The 17,690-nt window shown below is 40.2% G+C and carries 20 protein-coding genes; 8 read left to right on the top strand and 12 right to left on the bottom strand.

All coding sequences use genetic code 11. The features are described from left to right. Positions 1–27: 27 nt before the first annotated feature. The 6 genes from BN990_RS01260 to BN990_RS23075 form a co-directional block, all read right to left on the bottom strand. Positions 28–399, bottom strand: coding sequence for an SLAP domain-containing protein (locus BN990_RS01260; protein ID WP_038241819.1), 372 nt, complete (start codon positions 397–399; stop codon positions 28–30). 90 nt (positions 400–489) lie between these two features. Then, on the bottom strand, positions 490–1,974 hold the full coding sequence (locus BN990_RS01255; RefSeq protein ID WP_021290129.1) for a glycine betaine uptake BCCT transporter: 1,485 nt from the start codon (positions 1,972–1,974) through the stop codon (positions 490–492). Positions 1,975–2,139: 165 nt separating this feature from the next. Continuing rightward, entirely contained in the window at positions 2,140–2,484 is a 345-nt protein-coding gene (locus BN990_RS01250) for a hypothetical protein (protein ID WP_021290130.1), read from the bottom strand. A 21-nt stretch (positions 2,485–2,505) separates the two neighbouring features. Further along, a complete protein-coding gene (locus tag BN990_RS23085; RefSeq protein WP_337588254.1) occupies positions 2,506–3,051 on the bottom strand; it encodes a carboxylesterase family protein in 546 nt (181 codons plus the stop codon). Beyond that, positions 2,979–3,149 (bottom strand): hypothetical protein, encoded by a 171-nt coding sequence (locus tag BN990_RS23080; RefSeq protein WP_021290131.1) that lies wholly within the window; start codon positions 3,147–3,149, stop codon positions 2,979–2,981. The genes BN990_RS23085 and BN990_RS23080 overlap by 73 nt, the downstream gene beginning before the upstream one ends. A gap of 121 nt (positions 3,150–3,270) precedes the next feature. Then, the gene (locus BN990_RS23075) at positions 3,271–3,852 is read right to left on the bottom strand and encodes a carboxylesterase family protein (protein WP_051738992.1); all 582 of its coding nucleotides are present in this window, start codon (positions 3,850–3,852) and stop codon (positions 3,271–3,273) included. A gap of 136 nt (positions 3,853–3,988) precedes the next feature. Here BN990_RS23075 and BN990_RS01240 point away from each other — a divergent pair, with 136 nt between their 5' ends. Next, complete coding sequence (locus tag BN990_RS01240; RefSeq protein WP_038241816.1) at positions 3,989–4,618, top strand: LysE family transporter; 630 nt, start codon at positions 3,989–3,991, stop codon at positions 4,616–4,618. Between the two features lie 79 nt (positions 4,619–4,697). Beyond that, a complete protein-coding gene (locus tag BN990_RS01235) occupies positions 4,698–5,456 on the top strand; it encodes a YqcI/YcgG family protein (protein ID WP_021290135.1) in 759 nt (252 codons plus the stop codon). On the opposite strand, the gene BN990_RS01230 is transcribed toward BN990_RS01235, so the two are convergent. Both BN990_RS01230 and BN990_RS01225 read right to left on the bottom strand, forming a co-directional pair. Next, positions 5,449–6,756 carry an amino acid permease gene (locus BN990_RS01230; protein ID WP_021290136.1) on the bottom strand — a complete coding sequence of 436 codons (1,308 nt, stop codon included), beginning with the start codon at positions 6,754–6,756 and terminating at the stop codon, positions 5,449–5,451. The genes BN990_RS01235 and BN990_RS01230 overlap by 8 nt on opposite strands. A 14-nt stretch (positions 6,757–6,770) precedes the next feature. Beyond that, positions 6,771–7,712 (bottom strand): arginine deiminase family protein, encoded by a 942-nt coding sequence (locus tag BN990_RS01225; protein ID WP_038241814.1) that lies wholly within the window; start codon positions 7,710–7,712, stop codon positions 6,771–6,773. 156 nt (positions 7,713–7,868) lie between these two features. Here BN990_RS01225 and BN990_RS01220 point away from each other — a divergent pair, with 156 nt between their 5' ends. After that, a complete protein-coding gene (locus tag BN990_RS01220; protein WP_021290138.1) occupies positions 7,869–8,498 on the top strand; it encodes a spore coat protein in 630 nt (209 codons plus the stop codon). 231 nt (positions 8,499–8,729) lie between these two features. Further along, on the top strand, positions 8,730–8,930 hold the full coding sequence (locus BN990_RS01215) for a cold-shock protein (protein WP_021290139.1): 201 nt from the start codon (positions 8,730–8,732) through the stop codon (positions 8,928–8,930). Positions 8,931–9,014: 84 nt separating this feature from the next. Here BN990_RS01215 and BN990_RS01210 read toward each other — a convergent pair whose 3' ends face one another. Both BN990_RS01210 and BN990_RS01205 read right to left on the bottom strand, forming a co-directional pair. Further along, entirely contained in the window at positions 9,015–9,542 is a 528-nt protein-coding gene (locus BN990_RS01210; protein ID WP_021290140.1) for a VanZ family protein, read from the bottom strand. Positions 9,543–9,622: 80 nt separating this feature from the next. Beyond that, on the bottom strand, positions 9,623–12,787 hold the full coding sequence (locus BN990_RS01205; RefSeq protein WP_021290141.1) for a DEAD/DEAH box helicase: 3,165 nt from the start codon (positions 12,785–12,787) through the stop codon (positions 9,623–9,625). Between the two features lie 289 nt (positions 12,788–13,076). On the opposite strand from BN990_RS01205, the gene BN990_RS01200 reads away from it, so the two are divergent. The 4 genes from BN990_RS01200 to BN990_RS01185 are packed head-to-tail and all read left to right on the top strand — an operon-like array spanning position 13,077 to position 15,891. Next, on the top strand, positions 13,077–13,433 hold the full coding sequence (locus BN990_RS01200; protein ID WP_021290142.1) for a PadR family transcriptional regulator: 357 nt from the start codon (positions 13,077–13,079) through the stop codon (positions 13,431–13,433). Continuing rightward, complete coding sequence (locus BN990_RS01195) at positions 13,426–14,148, top strand: pentapeptide repeat-containing protein (RefSeq protein ID WP_021290143.1); 723 nt, start codon at positions 13,426–13,428, stop codon at positions 14,146–14,148. Before BN990_RS01200 ends, BN990_RS01195 begins: the two co-directional genes overlap by 8 nt. A gap of 28 nt (positions 14,149–14,176) precedes the next feature. Continuing rightward, the gene (locus BN990_RS01190; RefSeq protein ID WP_021290144.1) at positions 14,177–15,130 is read left to right on the top strand and encodes a daunorubicin resistance protein DrrA family ABC transporter ATP-binding protein; all 954 of its coding nucleotides are present in this window, start codon (positions 14,177–14,179) and stop codon (positions 15,128–15,130) included. Next, complete coding sequence (locus BN990_RS01185; RefSeq protein ID WP_021290145.1) at positions 15,124–15,891, top strand: ABC transporter permease; 768 nt, start codon at positions 15,124–15,126, stop codon at positions 15,889–15,891. The genes BN990_RS01190 and BN990_RS01185 overlap by 7 nt, the downstream gene beginning before the upstream one ends. Positions 15,892–16,826: 935 nt before the next feature. On the opposite strand, the gene BN990_RS01180 is transcribed toward BN990_RS01185, so the two are convergent. Continuing rightward, the gene (locus BN990_RS01180) at positions 16,827–17,033 is read right to left on the bottom strand and encodes a hypothetical protein (RefSeq protein WP_148530673.1); all 207 of its coding nucleotides are present in this window, start codon (positions 17,031–17,033) and stop codon (positions 16,827–16,829) included. 231 nt (positions 17,034–17,264) lie between these two features. After that, positions 17,265–17,687: an SMI1/KNR4 family protein gene (locus tag BN990_RS01175; RefSeq protein WP_021290147.1), complete on the bottom strand. Its 423-nt coding sequence runs from the start codon at positions 17,685–17,687 to the stop codon at positions 17,265–17,267. Positions 17,688–17,690: the final 3 nt, after the last annotated feature.

Here is a 17,690-nt window from a genome sequence, read left to right as displayed (position 1 = left end):
TCCTTCCTCCAATATAAAGATCATTTGTTATTCTTTCAGATACCCATTTATGAAGCTTGGTTCTTGTTGGATAACGGTCTTGGGGAAAATAAACGTCCAAGGCATGCTGCATTTCGCATCTAATATCAAACGTGGATCAGAAAACGTATGCGTAGCAACGCAATTTTCGTTTTCATAATAAGTTAATGTGATCGGATCAAGCGTCCATTGTTCACTCGTATAATTTTGAATTATTACCATGATCAGTAAATCGCCACGATGATTACGTGCTTGCTGTAATGGAACAAAGCTTTGGTTTGTTTCCGATGCATTTGCCTCTGCAAACACCTGTTCAATCGTACGACGATCATTGGGATCAATTGTTTTAGCCCATGCTTGTTCAAAGATTAGACGTTGCATCTTCTCTGGCTCACCTCTCTTAGCATAAGTATAACATCAAATGGACAAATAAAGCCCCTGATTAATCCATCAGGAGCTGTTACAATGAAGTTATTTGGATAGTTGCTTCTTATCTTTCTTCAATGCCTTATAAAACGAGACAATCATCAGCAGCATGATAATGGAAAACGGAAAAGCTGCAGATATCAACGCATTTTGCAATGCTTGAAGTCCTCCGGTATATAAAAGGACAGCAGCTATCGCCGATTGGGCAAACCCCCAGACGAACTTCACAGGGGTGGATGGAGATAATGATCCATTTGTCGTCTGCATTCCAAGAACAAAGGTTGCAGAATCAGCTGATGTAATAAAAAAAGTGCTTATTAATAGGAGAGCCAAGATGGAAAGTACAACACTAAACGGCAAGTTGGAAAACATTCCAAATAATGCTTGCTCATCCGGAAGGCCTGCGATATCCACGCCGCTATTTTGCGCCTGAATCCCGGCCATCCCAAAGGCTGAAAACCATAAGAACCCAACTACCGATGGTACGATGAGCACACCGGATAGGAATTCACGAATCGTCCTCCCTCTGGATATCCGTGCAATAAAGATACCCACAAAGGGAGACCAGGCAATCCACCACGCCCAGAAAAAGACCGTCCAATCGATAATCCATTGTTGTTCATCTGAATCATTGGGCGCTATACGAAAACTCTCGATTGGCAAGCTTTGAATATAGGTTCCAATCGTATTCGTAAATGAATTTACAATGTACATGGTTGGTCCAAGTATCAAAACTGCCAGAAATAACAATGCTGCTAGAACCAAATTCGTATTACTTAAATACTTGATCCCTTTACTAAGCCCTGTATAGGTAGACAACATAAATAGCACAGTTACTACTAGAATAATTACGAGTTGTACCCAGAACGCATTATCAATTCCAAGCAGATAAGAAAGCCCGCCATTAATTTGCGCAGCACCAAACCCTAACGTGGTTGCCACACCAACAATCGTAGCGAATACCGCAATTACATCAACCGTTTTTCCCCAGACACCTTCCATTGCATTTCCAAACAACGGTTCTAATGCTGCACTGATTAACCCAGGCTTGTCATGACGAAAGGTAAAATAAGCAAGTACCAATGCAATTACTGCATAGATCGCCCATGCATGAACACCATAATGGAAAAAGGTAAGACGTAGCGCATCCTCAAGCGCCTTAACCGTACCAGGTTCAGCTACTGGAGGTGTTTTTATGTAATGTGAGACAGGGGAGGCAACACCATAAAACACTAATCCAATCCCCATTCCTGCACTAAACAACATTGCAAACCAAGTCGGATAGCTAAATTCTGGTTTATCATCGTGCTTCCCCAGTTTAATCTTTCCGTATGGACTAAAAATTAAATACAGACAAAAAATCACGAAGAAAGAGACAATAATTAAATAAAACCAGCCAAAATGTCCCGAAATAAAATCCATGACGGTTACCGAACTATCCTCAAATTGTGACGGAGCTATCGAGCCCCAAATAGATAAAGCTAATGTAATCCCTAATGTAATCCAAAATACACTTGTCACCTTTTTCATCTCTATCTTGTCCTTTCTAGACGGTTATTGATGAAGGTTACATGATTTGATTACATTAGTATTTCTTTATTCCGTAGATCTATGCATAAGCAGGTTGTGATAAAAATGGATATCCTTCTCCCTATGATCCATATAGACTCGTAGAATACCGATAGAAGAACTTAATTAATTATTCTCTAATGCCACCCTATGTGCATCGTCCACGGATAACCGATAAAAATCTGGTAACTGTGACTCATTTGTTGCTTTAACAGCATAGATCTGATTTGTGTATTTTCCTAGATCATAATTAAAGTGGCGAATATTATCCCAACCCCTTTCTGCCATCTGATGGTCTCCAGGAAATGGCACCGGATGCCAACTTTGATATAGCTCCAAGTAAACCTGCCCATTGTCTTTTCTTCTTACATAATGAGCATTTCCGCCTTTCCATTGAATCATATCGCCAACACAAATAACCTTATCCTGATCTGACAGGTTATTTACTCCTTTTTTAAACTTGTCCTGCATGTTGGTTTCCTCCCCTTAAAGTTAATGAATGGTAAAAATCTTCCGCTTTTCCCTATATGGGTCTTCAACAACCTTCATTGGATTATCGAAGATCAAAGTTTGACGATCGTTCAAATGATAAGTTGGCCATGCTAATTTTTCTGTATTATTTGGATTACCCGTCTTTGCAAACGACACCCATGCTTGCTGCGATAATGCTAGCATCGAAGGATCTATTTGAACCTCAAATGGGGTAAAATAGAATAAATTTTGAAACACAAACGGTATTTCAAGTGCATGCGCTGCCTTGTTAAGTTGTGGATGAGAAGGGATATGCCAATCAAACCGATACATCCAGACGGAGGCATGATCAGCTTGAGCCTCCGCTAATTCAATAGACGGCTTCCAGAATACAAAATCGGTCATCAATTGTGATTGCCCTTCCAGTGACGGTGAATAAAGGCCGCTCACCTGTTTAGCAGCTGGTTTTCCAATAACCTTTTCAATCATCGCTGTCATCGCTTCTTCAGAGGCGATTGGTGATTCAGGTGTAAAGAAGAAAGCTCCTTCATCATGATTTGTACCAATGATAATTGGAATATGTGCAGCAAGCCCATCCCATTGCGAAATGCGTCAACTGGTTCTTCAAGTAATGTATACCCATCAATTGTTGGTTGGAAAGGCATCGGTAATACCCATTCTTTCCCTTGGCCAACACGTTCACTAGCAGCTAGGATTTCTGAGGTTGCGATATCCTTTAATTGATCTACTTGATGGATATCGAGCCCAAGTTCTTGTATAAACGCTTCAGCTATTGCGGCAGCCTGCTCTTTCGGTAATGCTATTCTCTTTCACCCATTTCAGTGCTGCGATCTGATCTAATAAGCCAATGTTTCCCGTGAAACGTTCATCCAACCCAGCAAGATATAAAAATCCAAGTGGACCCAATCGATAATTGATGGTGACGACAACCACATTTCCCTGTGCAGATAAGGTTGCTCCATTATACAAGGGGCTATTACCCGCACCAGCTCGAAAAGCTCCCCCATGAATCCATACCATGACAGGAAGTTTAGCGGCATCTTTCGTTGGTGCCCATACATTTAAGTTCAAACAATTTTCTGACATCGAGGCCCCGGTTGCCCCAATCGATGCTGCTACCTCTGGATTTTGCGGGCTCGGACCATATTCAGTGGCGTCTAGTTCCCCCTCCCAATGATTTAACGGTGCTGGGGGGGCGAAACCGTAATTCCCCGACTGGGGGCTTTGCATAAGGTATCCCTTTCCAAACTCTTGTACCTTGCTCAACTTATCCTCGAAGCTTCCCTGACTTTGTTTCAATTCGAACTTTTGCCATTTCCAATCCTCCCTTCCACTATCTCTTTCCATTCTTTATACATATTCATTATCTACATTTTTTATCGTATCAAGCAAATCATTGAGCCTCCCGTTGTTTTCCGGTTGTACAGGGTGATGTTTTGAATATACTAGTACAAGCACTTTTAAAATGGAGGTTTTCCCGTTCATGAATACCTTTTTCAGTTATGTTTTATTAGGTCTTTCCCTATCTGCTCCAGTTGGCCCGATTAATGCTGCTCAATTGAATCGGGGTATTCATTATGGATTTCTTCATGCATGGCTTGTAGGTCTGGGGGCAATGATTGGTGACCTTTTGTTTATGCTGCTGATTTACTTTGGCGTTGCTCAATTCTTAACCACACCTTTAATGAAAACTTTTCTTTGGCTGTTTGGCTTTTTTATCCTTGTCTATACAGGGATCGAGAGTATTGCAGGTGCGAAGAAAACATTACATGCAAATGCTGCCGTTCCAGCAACGACAAAGGGAAAATCCTTTCGAAACGGTTTCTGGATGGCCATTTCAAACCCGCTTAATATTGTTTTTTGGTTAGGTATTTATGGCGCAGTGCTGGCAAAAACAAGTGATATGTATAGCAATCAGCAACTTCTGATCTATAGCAGCGGAATCTTTATCGGAATTATTCTATGGGATGTGTTTATGGCAGGTGTTGCAACTAGCTTTCGACGATTTTTTAAGTCACGTGCATTATATGTGATCGCCATTATTGCTGGTATAACATTAATTGGCTTTGGAATTTACTTTGGATACGAGGCCTTGCTGTTATTAATGGAATAACGTAAGCTTCCTTCATTTTATTAGGCATGCACCTATTTGGTTCTCCGTTAATACGTTATTGTAAAAGGAGGAGAGCTACATGGGAATACTCGTAGAAAAAACATGGCTCGATGAACATATGGAATCATTGCCCTTATGGCAACAGAAAGTTTATCGTTCCTTCTCTTCCATGCTCGCTGATACAAACACGTATCCATGTGTTCCAGCGCGACAAGGCTTCTTAAGTAATCAACTTCGATTCACGTTTGTCAGTGACCCAAGAAAAGAAGATGCAGCGAAACAACTTGCCACCGCATTAAGGGAATACGGGAATGGTTCTCGTGAAACAGGTAAGTATACGTCATTGGTTGTTTTTTTTGAAACACCTGCTGTCATAAAAGCGAATTATACGATATCGGATTACCGCGAATTATTCTGGTCCGTATTAAATCATGTTACGGCATATGATGAACAAGAGTGGCCAGCAGACATCCCAACAGACCCCATGCACCATACATGGGAATTCTGCTTCCATGGTGAGCCTTACTTTGCTTTCTGCGCAACACCGGAACATTGCTTGCGGAAAAGCAGGCAATTTCCAGCCTTTTTCATCGCTTTTCAGCCAAGGTGGGTTTTTGAGGATTTAAATGACCATACCCGTTTTGGGCGTAAAATGAAAAAGGTAATACGCCAGCGCCTTGCTAATTACGATGAAATTGCAGCACATCCTGACCTTAAATGGTATGGAAAAGCGGATAATCATGAATGGAAGCAGTATTTCTTAAGTGATGATACATCCAGCCCTTCTAGTTGCCCATTTATGCGCATGAAAAGTAAGCTCACCAGCTTTCTCAAATAGTGCTTCGGTTCCTTTTATCGTTTACTTTTGCAACAGTCCCAATAATGGCAAGAAAGAGCAGGCTTACGTAAAACCCTAGTCTGCTTGTTTGCTGCATTGTCGTACCAGCTACTGTAATGACAATGAGCAGCGCCCCAAGCAAAACTTTCCCTTTCTCCCAACTCGACGTATTCTCAAGCTTTGTAAATGCAGCCAAGATGAACAACCAATTATAGATAAGCATTAAACCCGCAGCCGTTGTCATATATTCAAAGATCTTCTCTGGTAACAATAAAGCAATGATTATGGAAAAGAAAAGAACAGCAGCTGTAAATAAAAAAGCTGGCATCGGAACCTTGAATTTCCCCTGTTTTGCTAATATAGCTGGGGCGTCCTTATCCTCCGCAAGTGATGTTACTAATGTTATAACAGCATAAAGCGCAGCTACCATGGTCGAAAATCCAGCAACAATTAAAATGCCAGTAAATAGATCAATGATTAATGGGAGTTGATACAGCTCGAGTGCAGTAATAAATGGACTTTCATCTGGGTTCACCATTGTCCAAGGAACTAATGCTAATACGAGCGCTATCGAAATCAGATAAATTACAGTAAGTAGGATAAGCATTACCTTCCCTGCTTTGGGTGCTGTCCTGGGATCTTTCAAATCGATGACTACTAGTCCCATTACCTCAATACCGCCAAAGGCATAAACTGCATACAATAAGGCTTGCCAGATGCCAGTAATACCTTGTGTAAAGAAATGCTGACCATCCATTAGATAGGGCATTGTTCCAGACGAATTTCCATTTAATCCTCTGATTAATAGGATAATGGAAACAAAGATAAATATTAGAATGGCAGCCAATTTCACGATACCGAATCCATTTTCAATCTTCTCAAAGCCTTGCATGCCTGCTAATAATACGAGCAAGCCCAAGCCCCCATATATTGCTGCAAGCATCCATAATGGCAGCTCAGGAAACCAAAATTGTGTAAAGATCCCTAATGCGATCAGCTGACTACCCATTATCAATACCTCAGATAAACAGTATATCCAGCCATTACTGAAACCCGCCCACCTTCCGAACGCCTTTTTCGCATAGGAGCGGAATGATCCTTTATCAGGATCATTTACCGAAAGCTTCGCCAATGCATCGTAAACAATATATGTGCCAATAGCTGCTAATAAAAATGCAATTAAAACCGCATTGCCTCCGCTTTGAATTGCGATGCTAGATCCAAGGAAAAAACCTGTACCAATCGTACATCCAATACCAAGCAATGACAGCTGCCACCACTTCATCTGTCCTTTATTCATTCTTCTGCCACATCCTACTTTAAACGAACGAGAGGAAGGGTCATACAACGAATCCCGCCACCTGCTTTCTCTAATTCAGTGACATCAACTTCAATAATCTTTTTCTTGTCCATTTTTGGATGCTTTTTCAGCATCTGTTTATGTGCCTGTTTACTAATTAATATCGTTTCCGGGTCCAAATTAAGAAAGTTGATATCTGGTATCGTATTGTATTGTTCTAACCAGTAAACCGCGAAACCGTGGCGCTCTAAGAATTGCTTCGGCATTTCATAATGCGATCCTTGCTCTGTCCATACATGGATTGGAAAATGGCGAACAAACTGCTTCGCAACCATAAGCTCTCCTCCAGCTACATTGCAATTCATATCTAAATGCAGGGTATCCGATCGCCTCGGTAAGCTAAGGATACCTATCTCAGAAAAACCTGCTTGAAAGATACGATCCTTTACTTCTTCCACACTTTCCAAGCTTGTTCGCATCCCTACATTAATCCAAACAACGTCTTGATTAAGAATTAATACATCACCAAACTCCAGAGCTTTCAAATGATTAGTTGCCTCCATACGAAACGCTTGTGGAAACCATGTATTCATTAGTTGATGGACCTGGACATATTCTGGCCGTCTCATAAAGGTTCCCGCTGCCCCAGGCAGCATCGTCTTTCCAAATACACAGGCAAGATCTCTAACAAAAAACCGATTGATCAACTGACTACTTAGCTGCTGCCCTTGGGAATCCAAGTATTGCGAGTAATCGATTACTTCCACTCCCGCATCTTCTAAAGCTGTTTTAAAGGAAGCAAAATTTGCTTGTGCCGTTTCATGATGAACTGGTGCACTCCATTGCACATCCTCTGCCGTTTTTAGATCAGGGATGCTTATTTGTGATGGTGAACATACGAATACCACCTTTAATTCCCCATGTTCTGACCAGCAGCCAGGCTCCCATGTCCCCATGCTACCTCCTACCTTCCATTATGTATTGACCTTAGCGTTACCATTTCAGAGAAGGATTATGAATAGGTTATGGTTGAAATCTTACCAATTTATACATGAAACGAAGAAAACAGGAAAATATAAACTGCGATGAATAATTAATAGGAGGAATGTAAGATGCAAAATATGAATCAACCTGGAAATCAACAGCAGCCAAGCAATATGCCACAAAATCAACCCATGCAAAACCATGGCGGTCATGAATTATTTGATGCGCACGAGGTGATTGCAGGGATTATTAGTATGCTGGATCAATACCAAATGTATGATCAGCATATTCAAGATCCGGAATTAAAGGATATCCTAACGCGCCAATCGGCGTTTGTTACCCAAACATACAATACGATTGTTCAGACTTTCCAGACAGGTCAAGACCCGCAAGTACCTACAGGACAATATGAAATGATTCAAGATAACAATACGGTCTATGGAATCAAATCTGGACAACCAAAAAAACCAAATGCTTCAATTAACGAACTGTCCGACCAAGGATTATCTGCCTATATGTTAGGACAGACAAAATCCTTAACTTCACTACTAGCAATGACAGCTGTAGAGATGACAAACCCTGTATTACGTCGGGTTATTGCAGATACCGTTCCTAACTTTATTGAGTTAAGCTATGAAATTTTTCTTTATCAAAATAAACACGGTTACTATCAAGTTCCACAATTAATGCAGCAGGATATGACACAAATGTTAAACAGCTATACTACCGTGCCACAACAAGGAAATCAGTTACAATAGATAGACAAAAAGAGGTCAGGGATAGGCTCTCTAGATCGTGGCCTCTTTTTTGTAATTTATTTTAGAGCAATCTCTAAATAAACTTGCATTTCATCAAATCACATGATATTATTAAAGTTAATTATTTTTGTTCGGTGTAAAGGATAGCATGAGTAACTACTTTTCGTCTTGAGATTCGCTTTGGGCAAGGATAGTAATATAATGTGCGAGAACGCACGAGGAGGCAACAAAATGGAACAAGGTACAGTTAAATGGTTTAATGCAGATAAAGGATTTGGATTTATCGAACGTGAAGGTAACGACGATGTATTCGTACACTTCTCTGCAATTCAAAGCGAAGGCTTCAAGACTTTAGACGAAGGTCAAAAAGTAACATTTGACGTAGAACAAGGTAATCGTGGACCACAAGCAGCTAACGTTCAAAAAGCATAATAAAAAACAGGCACTAAACGATAGGGCCTGCTAGCTTCATTGGCTTGTAAAGAAACTTTCTGTTTCTTTACAAGCTTTTTTATTTTAACGATTAAAAGCAAAGAGGATGATTACAAGGATAAACAATGGAATACCAATTGCAGTGGATGTAATAGCAACTATTTTTTTCGCTTTTTCCGTGGACTTTACAAATAACATAATTAGGTAAAATAGAATGATGCCAAGCAATCCGCCGAAGCTATTTAATATAACATCATCAATATCGGTCGCACCAATCGCAAATGTATACTGAATAATTTCTACAGCAACACTCATCACAATGATGGTTAAAAAAACACCTAAGGTCGAACGCGTTTTACGCAAAAGCATAAAGTAAATTCCAGCTGGGATAAAGATGAGGATATTCCCCCAAACATTTACATCAACCAACCTCGTTTGTATTCCGTCATCGACTTGGATATAATCGTTTATCGAAGCGAAGGGGATAAAGTTCACACTACGGAAGTCAGCATCCCCTCGCATAAATAGTAATTGAATTAATAAACCTACATAAAAGAGCAACATCGCCCAAAACATAATTGATGATAGTTGTATTTTTCGCACGTCTTCCATACCTCTTCTGATAGATGATTTTTCTACTATAAACGATATCATAAAGGGTAGATAGCAAGCTATACGTCTGAAGATTTATTCTATAATTGTAATATTTCTCGAATATCTTCCTCTGTAAGCGAGGAGGCTTTGTTATCATGAGGGTCAATGATCTGTTCAATAAGATCTCGTTTTTTTTCTTGTAACGCATTCATTTTTTCTTCAATGGTTCCTTTTGAGATTAACTTGATTACCTGTACGTCATTTTTCTGTCCAATCCGATGGGCGCGATCGGCTGCTTGCTCTTCGACTGCCGGGTTCCACCACATGTCGTAAAGGATAACCGTATCCGCACCGGTTAAATTCAGCCCCGTTCCACCTGCTTTCATAGAAATAAGAAAGAAATCACGTTCTCCCGAGTTGAAGCGATGACAACGATTCACTCGCTCTGCAGAAGGTGTCTCGCCATCCAAGTAAAAATACGGAATACCTTGCACCGTTAATTCCTTACCAATCAAACCTAGCATGTTGGTAAATTGTGAGAAAATCAATACCCTTCGCCCTGCATGCCTTGACTCCTCAACCAAACCTTTTACCTGTTCAAATTTTGCAGAAGTTCCTTTGTAGCCGTCTACAAATAAGCTTGGATGACAACAAATCTGACGTAATCGCGTGAGTCCAGCCAGAATCTTAATCCGATTTTTCCGGATGGTATCCCTATCTAAATGCTTCAACGTATCATGTCGCAGCTTTGCCAAATAAGCAGCATAGAGCTTTTTCTGTGCAGGGAATAATTCTACCGATTCACTAACTTCTATTTTTTTCGGAAGCTCGTTCAGGACATCCACTTTTAGCCGGCGAAGCAGAAATGGACGCATCCTCCTGGAGATCTGCTTTCTCGTCAAATTACTGTACGCCTTTATGCCTTGGAATAATTCTGGGAAGACCACGTGAAAAATCGACCACAATTCTTCTAATGCATTCTCCATTGGTGTCCCTGTAAGGGCAAAGCGATTGTACGCCTGTAATTTCTTTACGGATCTTGCCGTTTGTGTGACAGGGTTCTTAAAGGCTTGTGCTTCATCAAAAAAGACCGTATGGAAGACTTGCTTTTCAAACCAGTTTATCTCTCTACGCAGTAACGGGTAAGAAATAATCACAACATCCTTTTCCATTATGTTCTTTTGGATTTGCGTTCGCGCTGCTCGATTGCCATCAATCAGGCCTGCCCGAATTTCAGGCGTAAACCGCTTCAATTCCTCTAACCAATTATAGGTTAGTGAAGATGGACAAACGATCAGCACTGGCAGCTGTTGCTTCCGAATTTCATCCAGCTCCGCCATGATAAACGCGATACTTTGAATCGTTTTTCCGAGACCCATATCATCTGCTAAAATGCCGCCAAAACCATAATCAGCTAGGGTTTTCATCCAACGAAAACCATGTTTTTGATAGTCATGCAATACAGACTGTAACGCATCTGGAACCGGATAGCGATCAGGATTTGGATGCTGGATGCGTTTTAAAAACTGTAGAAAGGATGCTTCTAAGGTGAAGACTGCGTCATCCGCAGCATCCAACAGCTGAAATCCCTTCGTAACAGGAACATGCACACCTATTTCTAAATCATCATCCTGCGTTGGAACGGCTTTTAAGAACCGCTGGATTTCCTCAAATTCTTTTGTCTCTAGTGTCAGTAAGGAACCATCTCGCAGTCGATAATACTTGCGTTTTTCCTCCAACGCTGCTAATACTTCGCGAATATCTTGCTCAGGAAATCCTTCCATTTCAAACTTGAATTCCAGCCAGTTGATGCGATCCTTCTGTGCCTTCACCTTAATTCTTGGTGGAACAGCGCTTTTTGTAACACGAGCACGGACCGCCGTCGTCGCATAGACGTTCACAAGCGCATGAAGTTTTGGGAGCATATGATATAAAAATTCATACTCAAGCTCCTCATTATGCAAGAAGTACCCTTCATCGGTTACCGCAAATTGACTATCTTCCATCAATTTCAAAATAGTATCTTCCTTCTCGACGTCTCGAATAATGAGTGATCCTGTTTGAATGGGCTGATGTGACAATGGATGGATCACGATATTTTCATAATGAAACTCTACACTGGCAAGCAGCCGATTTTTCACCCGATCCAAGTATAGCTTAGCTTGAAGCGGGATTTTTGCAACTTGATTCGTTACCTTATTCGATAGATGGACTGATCCTAATCGCCGTAATCTAGGAACCATATTTTCCATAAATAATGGGAATCGTTCCTGTGGGATCGTTATAGGTTCGGTTTTAGCAGCCTGCAGCATCTGCTTCAAATCCATCAGATACTTCATATCTTTTTGTTCTAGAGACAGGATCACCCCATCATACAGAACTAAGTTATACGCCGAAAATACACTGACACGATCAAACCCTGTCACTTCAAGCAGGTACCCATTGCCATCCTTTGCTTCCATAACGGAAAACTGCATCGGCAAACGATCCTCAGCTAAACGAATCCCGGCATAAACATGTCCACCATATTCAAGATTTACATTAGACACATCTGTAAGTAATGGCATGATTCGTTGCCAAGCAGACGTTGGAATGAACAGTAACGGATTGGGGCTTTCCGCCTTTGAATGTACATATATATGCTCATCAATCACCACTTGGATCAGCTCATGGACAACGGCATCTGTATCCGTGTCAAAATAATGCAGTTCTGGGTCATAACCGCTCGCTGCATAAGGCACCCCTTCTCTGACGGCTGTCAGGAAGGTACGAATATCCCATACATCTGATGTGCCTAACTTTAGTGCAATGCCAAACATATTCTCTCCGGAATCCAAGGTGAGCTGTTTTACGGAAAATAGCACAGAAAGCCCTTGCCTATTTTCAAAGTGACGCTGTTTCCCGCTTGGCCGTTCAGTGCACCGGTCCAACATAGCTATCATTCCATTTGCTAGCTCCGCATCCGCAACGTGTTGTTCTTGTTTCTGGCGATCATGTATCGCAAGCAACACCGCAGCAATATGCTGACAATCCTTTTTCACAGATGCTAATGCCGGACAACTGCACCGCGTTTGTACCACCTTACCTACATTCATCTCTACTGTCACATAAAAATTCTCTTTTCCACTGACAGTAGCTTCACAATAAGCATCCGTAAACTTGGTGAAGGTTACCTTATTTGCCCGATAAAAAGAGCCTCCTTTTTTGAAGGAGGATGTGCCGCACATTTCTTCAATTTTTTTGTGAGTTAGTTTTATATTCAAACGTCTCGCCCGCTTCTATACATTTCCTAATTGTTAATATGATTGTACCATACGAGGTTCAAGAGACAAATGGATTGGCTTTTGCAGGATGGAAGGCGTTGATAGTATATAATTTTTTCTGATCTTTTGGGATATTTTAACTCATCGTACTCGATTACCAGCAAATAACTCCTAACAAGGATAAGCATAAAACAAAGGTGCAATACTAACCAAAGTATAACGATGATAAAATTACATTGACGATCACAGTAATATGTTGTATGATATACATGTGAAAAGGAGTGACACAATGGGAAATAATAAAAGCTCATCAGACTTACTCAGAGGACATACAGATACGATTATTCTGAAGTTATTGATGGGTGGCGACAAATATGGATATGAAATATCGAAGTTGATCCTTTCCAACTCCAATGGGGAGTATGAATTGAAGGAAGCCACGATGTATTCAAGCTTAAAGAGACTTGAGAAAGATGGACGCATTACTTCATATTGGGGTGATGGGAGCCAAGGGGGAAGGAGAAAGTATTATCGGATTACTGAAATCGGAAAAAAGACTTTTTTTGAAAACAAACAGAACTGGGAGTTTGCAAAACGCGTTCTGGACCAATTATTAAAAGAGGAAGGTGGTAATAACAATGAATAAGAAATTAATGACGTATTTAGATGAAGTATTCTCACCCTATGAGGACTTGCATGTAGTCAGAGAATTAAAGGAGGAGTTGTCCAGTGATTTGCAGGAAAAATGGAGTGACTTGAAAAATCAAGGTTATAATGACGAAACGGCTTACAGCATGACCGTCGACTCTATAGGAGATATTTCGGAGATCATCGAAAGTATTTCTTCAAAAACAATAGAGTTAAAACAAATGGTAGGCAGGGATTTCTCAAAAATCGACCTACGAGACTCCGATCTAAAGCAGGTAGAAGTGCATGAAGGAAAATTCAACAAAAGCGCCATGGATGGATCGGACTTCAGCGGTTCCGACTTAACAAATAGTTCTTTTCAATCCAGTGATTTGAGAAATATTACATTCGATGGCTCTAATCTGACTGGAGCAAAACTCATTAAATCTGCCTTGTCAGGTGCAAGCTTTCAAAGATGTGTCTTAAATTATACGGACTTCAGCTATTCCGATTTATCTGGCATATGTTTTGCTAATCACACATTTGAGGGAACTATTTTTGATAAAGCAGGGTTAAAAGGAACATCTTTTAAAAATGCAGTTTTTAGAAATGTTTCTTTTAGACACTCCTATGACGTGAAAAAGGCTGATTTTGACGGAGCTACAATGGATAAGTTAACCTATGCCGTTTTGAAAGGAAGTAAAGCAAACTTGAAGAATGTAACCGTAATATAACCATATTTTTTAAAAATGGGGGATACAAATGATTCAAACTAATACAGCTATTGCTGTCAAAGGCCTTAAGAAGTCCTACAAGAATCTGAACGTACTGAAGGACATTGATTTTACTGTACAAAAGGGTAGTATTTTCGCTCTCCTTGGCTCCAATGGTGCGGGGAAAACAACAACAGTCAAAATTCTAACGACTTTGCTTCTTCCAGATAAAGGGAGCCCAGAGATTTGCGGTTTTGACGTCATCCGGCAGCCGGATCAAGTTCGTGAAAAAATCAGCCTGACGGGCCAATCCACCGCAGTTGATCCTGTGTTGACCGGGAGAGAGAATTTACGTATGATTGGCAAATTACGTCATCTGCCCGATGCAAATCGTCAGGCGGATGAATTGCTTGAACAGGTGCAGTTGCTTGACGCCGCTGACCAGAAAGTCGCCACTTATTCCGGCGGTATGCAGAGACGGCTCGACCTGGCAATGGGTTTGATCGGGGGCCCATCTGTTATATTCCTCGACGAGCCGACCACCGGCTTGGATCCGCAAAGCCGTAAAGCTTTGTGGCAAATCATTAAAGACCTTGCTGATTCAGGCATCACCGTGTTTTTAACGACCCAGTATTTAGAGGAGGCAGACCAGCTTGCCGACCATATCGCTATTCTTAATGATGGGGAAATTATAGCGGAAGGAACTGCAGCAGAACTAAAAAAACTACTTCCCCATGGGCATATTGAACTTAAATTTAGTGATGAAAAAGAATTACAATTAGCACGTAATCTGCTTATTCAATATAATATAAGCCTAAGCAAGGAGAACCCTACGATGACGATTACCACCGATGGGAGCATCCAACAGATGACGGCGATTTTAAGCCAGCTTGACCACGCAGACATAACGGTGACTGAATTTTCTCAAAAGAAACCGACACTCGAGGATGTTTTCCTCGCGATGATCGGTGAAAACCATGGAGAGGAAAATGCTTTATGTTAACTGCTAGAGTTAAGAATAAAATTAGCGAGACGATGGTTTTGACAAGGCGCTCCATGCGCCATTCATTAAACATCGATACCCTGCTTACTGCAATTGCAACACCGATTATGATGATGCTGATGTTTGTTTATGTGTTTGGCGGCGCGATGGATACGGGAGCCATAGACCATATCAATTATATGGTTCCAGGCATCCTTCTTATGGGCATCGTCAGCGGCGCCATTTACACTTCTGTACGAGTAAACAACGATATGACCAGTGGTATTATTGATCGGTTTCATTCTATGCCAATTGCAAGATCATCGATATTGACGGGGCATGTCATGACATCCGTTGTATTCAATGCTTTTTCAACTTTATTGGTCCTGTTGGTAGCCCTGTTTATGGGGTTCAGGACGGATGCCAGCATTACCGCATGGCTCCTTGTTATTGGAATCCTATTGCTGTTTACCCTTGCAATGACTTGGGTCTCGGCATTCTTCGGTCTTTTAGCAAACAGTGTTGAAGGCGCCAGCGCTTTCAGCTATCCTGTGATATTTCTGCTGTTTATAAGCTCAGCCTTTGTGCCAACTGATACTATGCCTGGGGTGGTTCGAGCCTTTGCTGAGTTTCAGCCCATGACACCACTTATTGAAACCGTACGTTCCCTGCTGATGACTGAATCTGCTGGAGATAGCGTTTTGATTACTATTTTATGGTGGTTTGGTATTCTCATTGCCTTCTCTATTGCCGCCATTCAAGTTTATAAGCGTAAGACGTGATAAATTAATTTAAACAAATATCTGAATCAAACATTTATCTAAAAAGCACTTGCTGCCTCTAAGTCAGCAAGTGCTTTGTTAGTTAAAACCTTGATAGTTTTTCACCATTAAGGTTTGAAATTGAGGTTTTTATGTTCATACCTTTTATAATTCTTTTAATAATTTCTACACTTTATGTATTTCTTCTAAATAACGGATTTTCATAGTCACTATAAATATCCATATAAGCCCTTATACCACCAGTGATATGAATACCTTCAATATCTTTATTATTTTCTAACTCCAATGTTTTATATCATTTATATATAAGTTGCAAGACACCACTTTTTATTTCACTATTAAAATCTTTTCCAAGATTACTTAGCACTAATCTTATATGTTGAATTAATTGCTTCTTTTTTCCCATTTGTAACCTATCACTCTATATAGCTTTCTACTAAAAGACACATTCCTTAGAAATTCTATATCTATTCTATCAACTCCTCTTACCTCACCATTCCTCCCCCACAATTGTGGATAGTCAGTAAAATAAATACTCATCTTCATCATAAACAACTATTCCAACATCAATGAAATCTTATTGCAAAAACCCTCTTAAATAATATTCATAACCTGAATCAATTCGTTCTAGTTCTTTCCTAAATTCTTTAATTTCCTGAATTTTTAACGCATTTAAAATTGTAAATCTATTGATACAGGATAGCTTTTACCTTCTTCAATTTTATAAGGGAATACAAAAGCAAAACCTGTAAATTTAATACCCTCGATGACAATTGTTCCTTCCTCTTCAATTTGAGAATTTAGTTTTTTTACAAAGCCATTACTCAGCTGGATTAACTATGGAATGTTTTCTCCATTAATAGTTTTCCAAAATTTCTTTCCACTCTGTGTATGATATGTAGTAATATCACCTTTGTTATTAGTCCATACAAATGCTAACTTTGCTTTACCATTTTTATTATTTCCCATAAATTTAGCATACCGGTTCGTGTTTTCCCACTTGGTCCTAAATCATTAGACTTCGGTTTGGTAAAAGCTGCTTTGCCACCAACCGCGATGGAAAATAGACCAAAGCTGGAAAGCAAATGCCCCTTTGAAAGCGCCTCATCGTAATGCTCCCTTTGCTGCATCCACTCCGCCAAGAGTTAGCCAGTTAACGAAATCAGACGGTGTGTTCAGCGTATTTTCGGCCCGGCTACTCAGTCCATTAAAAAAGTCTTTCCCTGCATCGAATGCACCGAGTGTTATATAATTACCAAAATCATACCATGAATCAAGACTTTTATCTCCACTTTAAAAAGCACTTGTTGCCATATGCAACAAAGTGCTTTATTCGAACTAGATTAATTAATTTGTTATTATAAAGTAAGTAATTAATCACAGTTATCTATTGCCTCTTGAAAGCTATCTTCCAAATAATCATCAAATGTCGAGTACCTTTCTATTTCCAGTTTACTTACATCGTCCCAACGCACAACATTATATTTATCCACTGTATTTAAACAATAGACAAATTCATCCACCTCTTCAATGACCAAATAATTTTTTGGTAACCCCGACTTTCTATTTCTCTCGGTACTTTCAACTACAGAAGCATATTCTTCCCCTTCTACCCCTAAAACATCAACACCACAAATACCACCAGAACCTAGTTCTTTAACAAATTCTTTATATTCCAAAGGGAATTTAACTTCCAATCTCATTTGTGCCTTTTTTATATATTGTTCAGAAATTTCTCCAATAAAATCGCCTTTTTCCCTATACTCTTTTATCATCTCTAACAATTTATTATTCAAAAC

Source organism: Virgibacillus salexigens, from assembly GCF_000723585.1.
Lineage (GTDB): Bacteria > Bacillota > Bacilli > Bacillales > Amphibacillaceae > Virgibacillus > Virgibacillus salexigens.
Note: the sequence above shows the minus strand (reverse complement) of the source record. Positions and strands in the feature narration are given on the sequence as shown.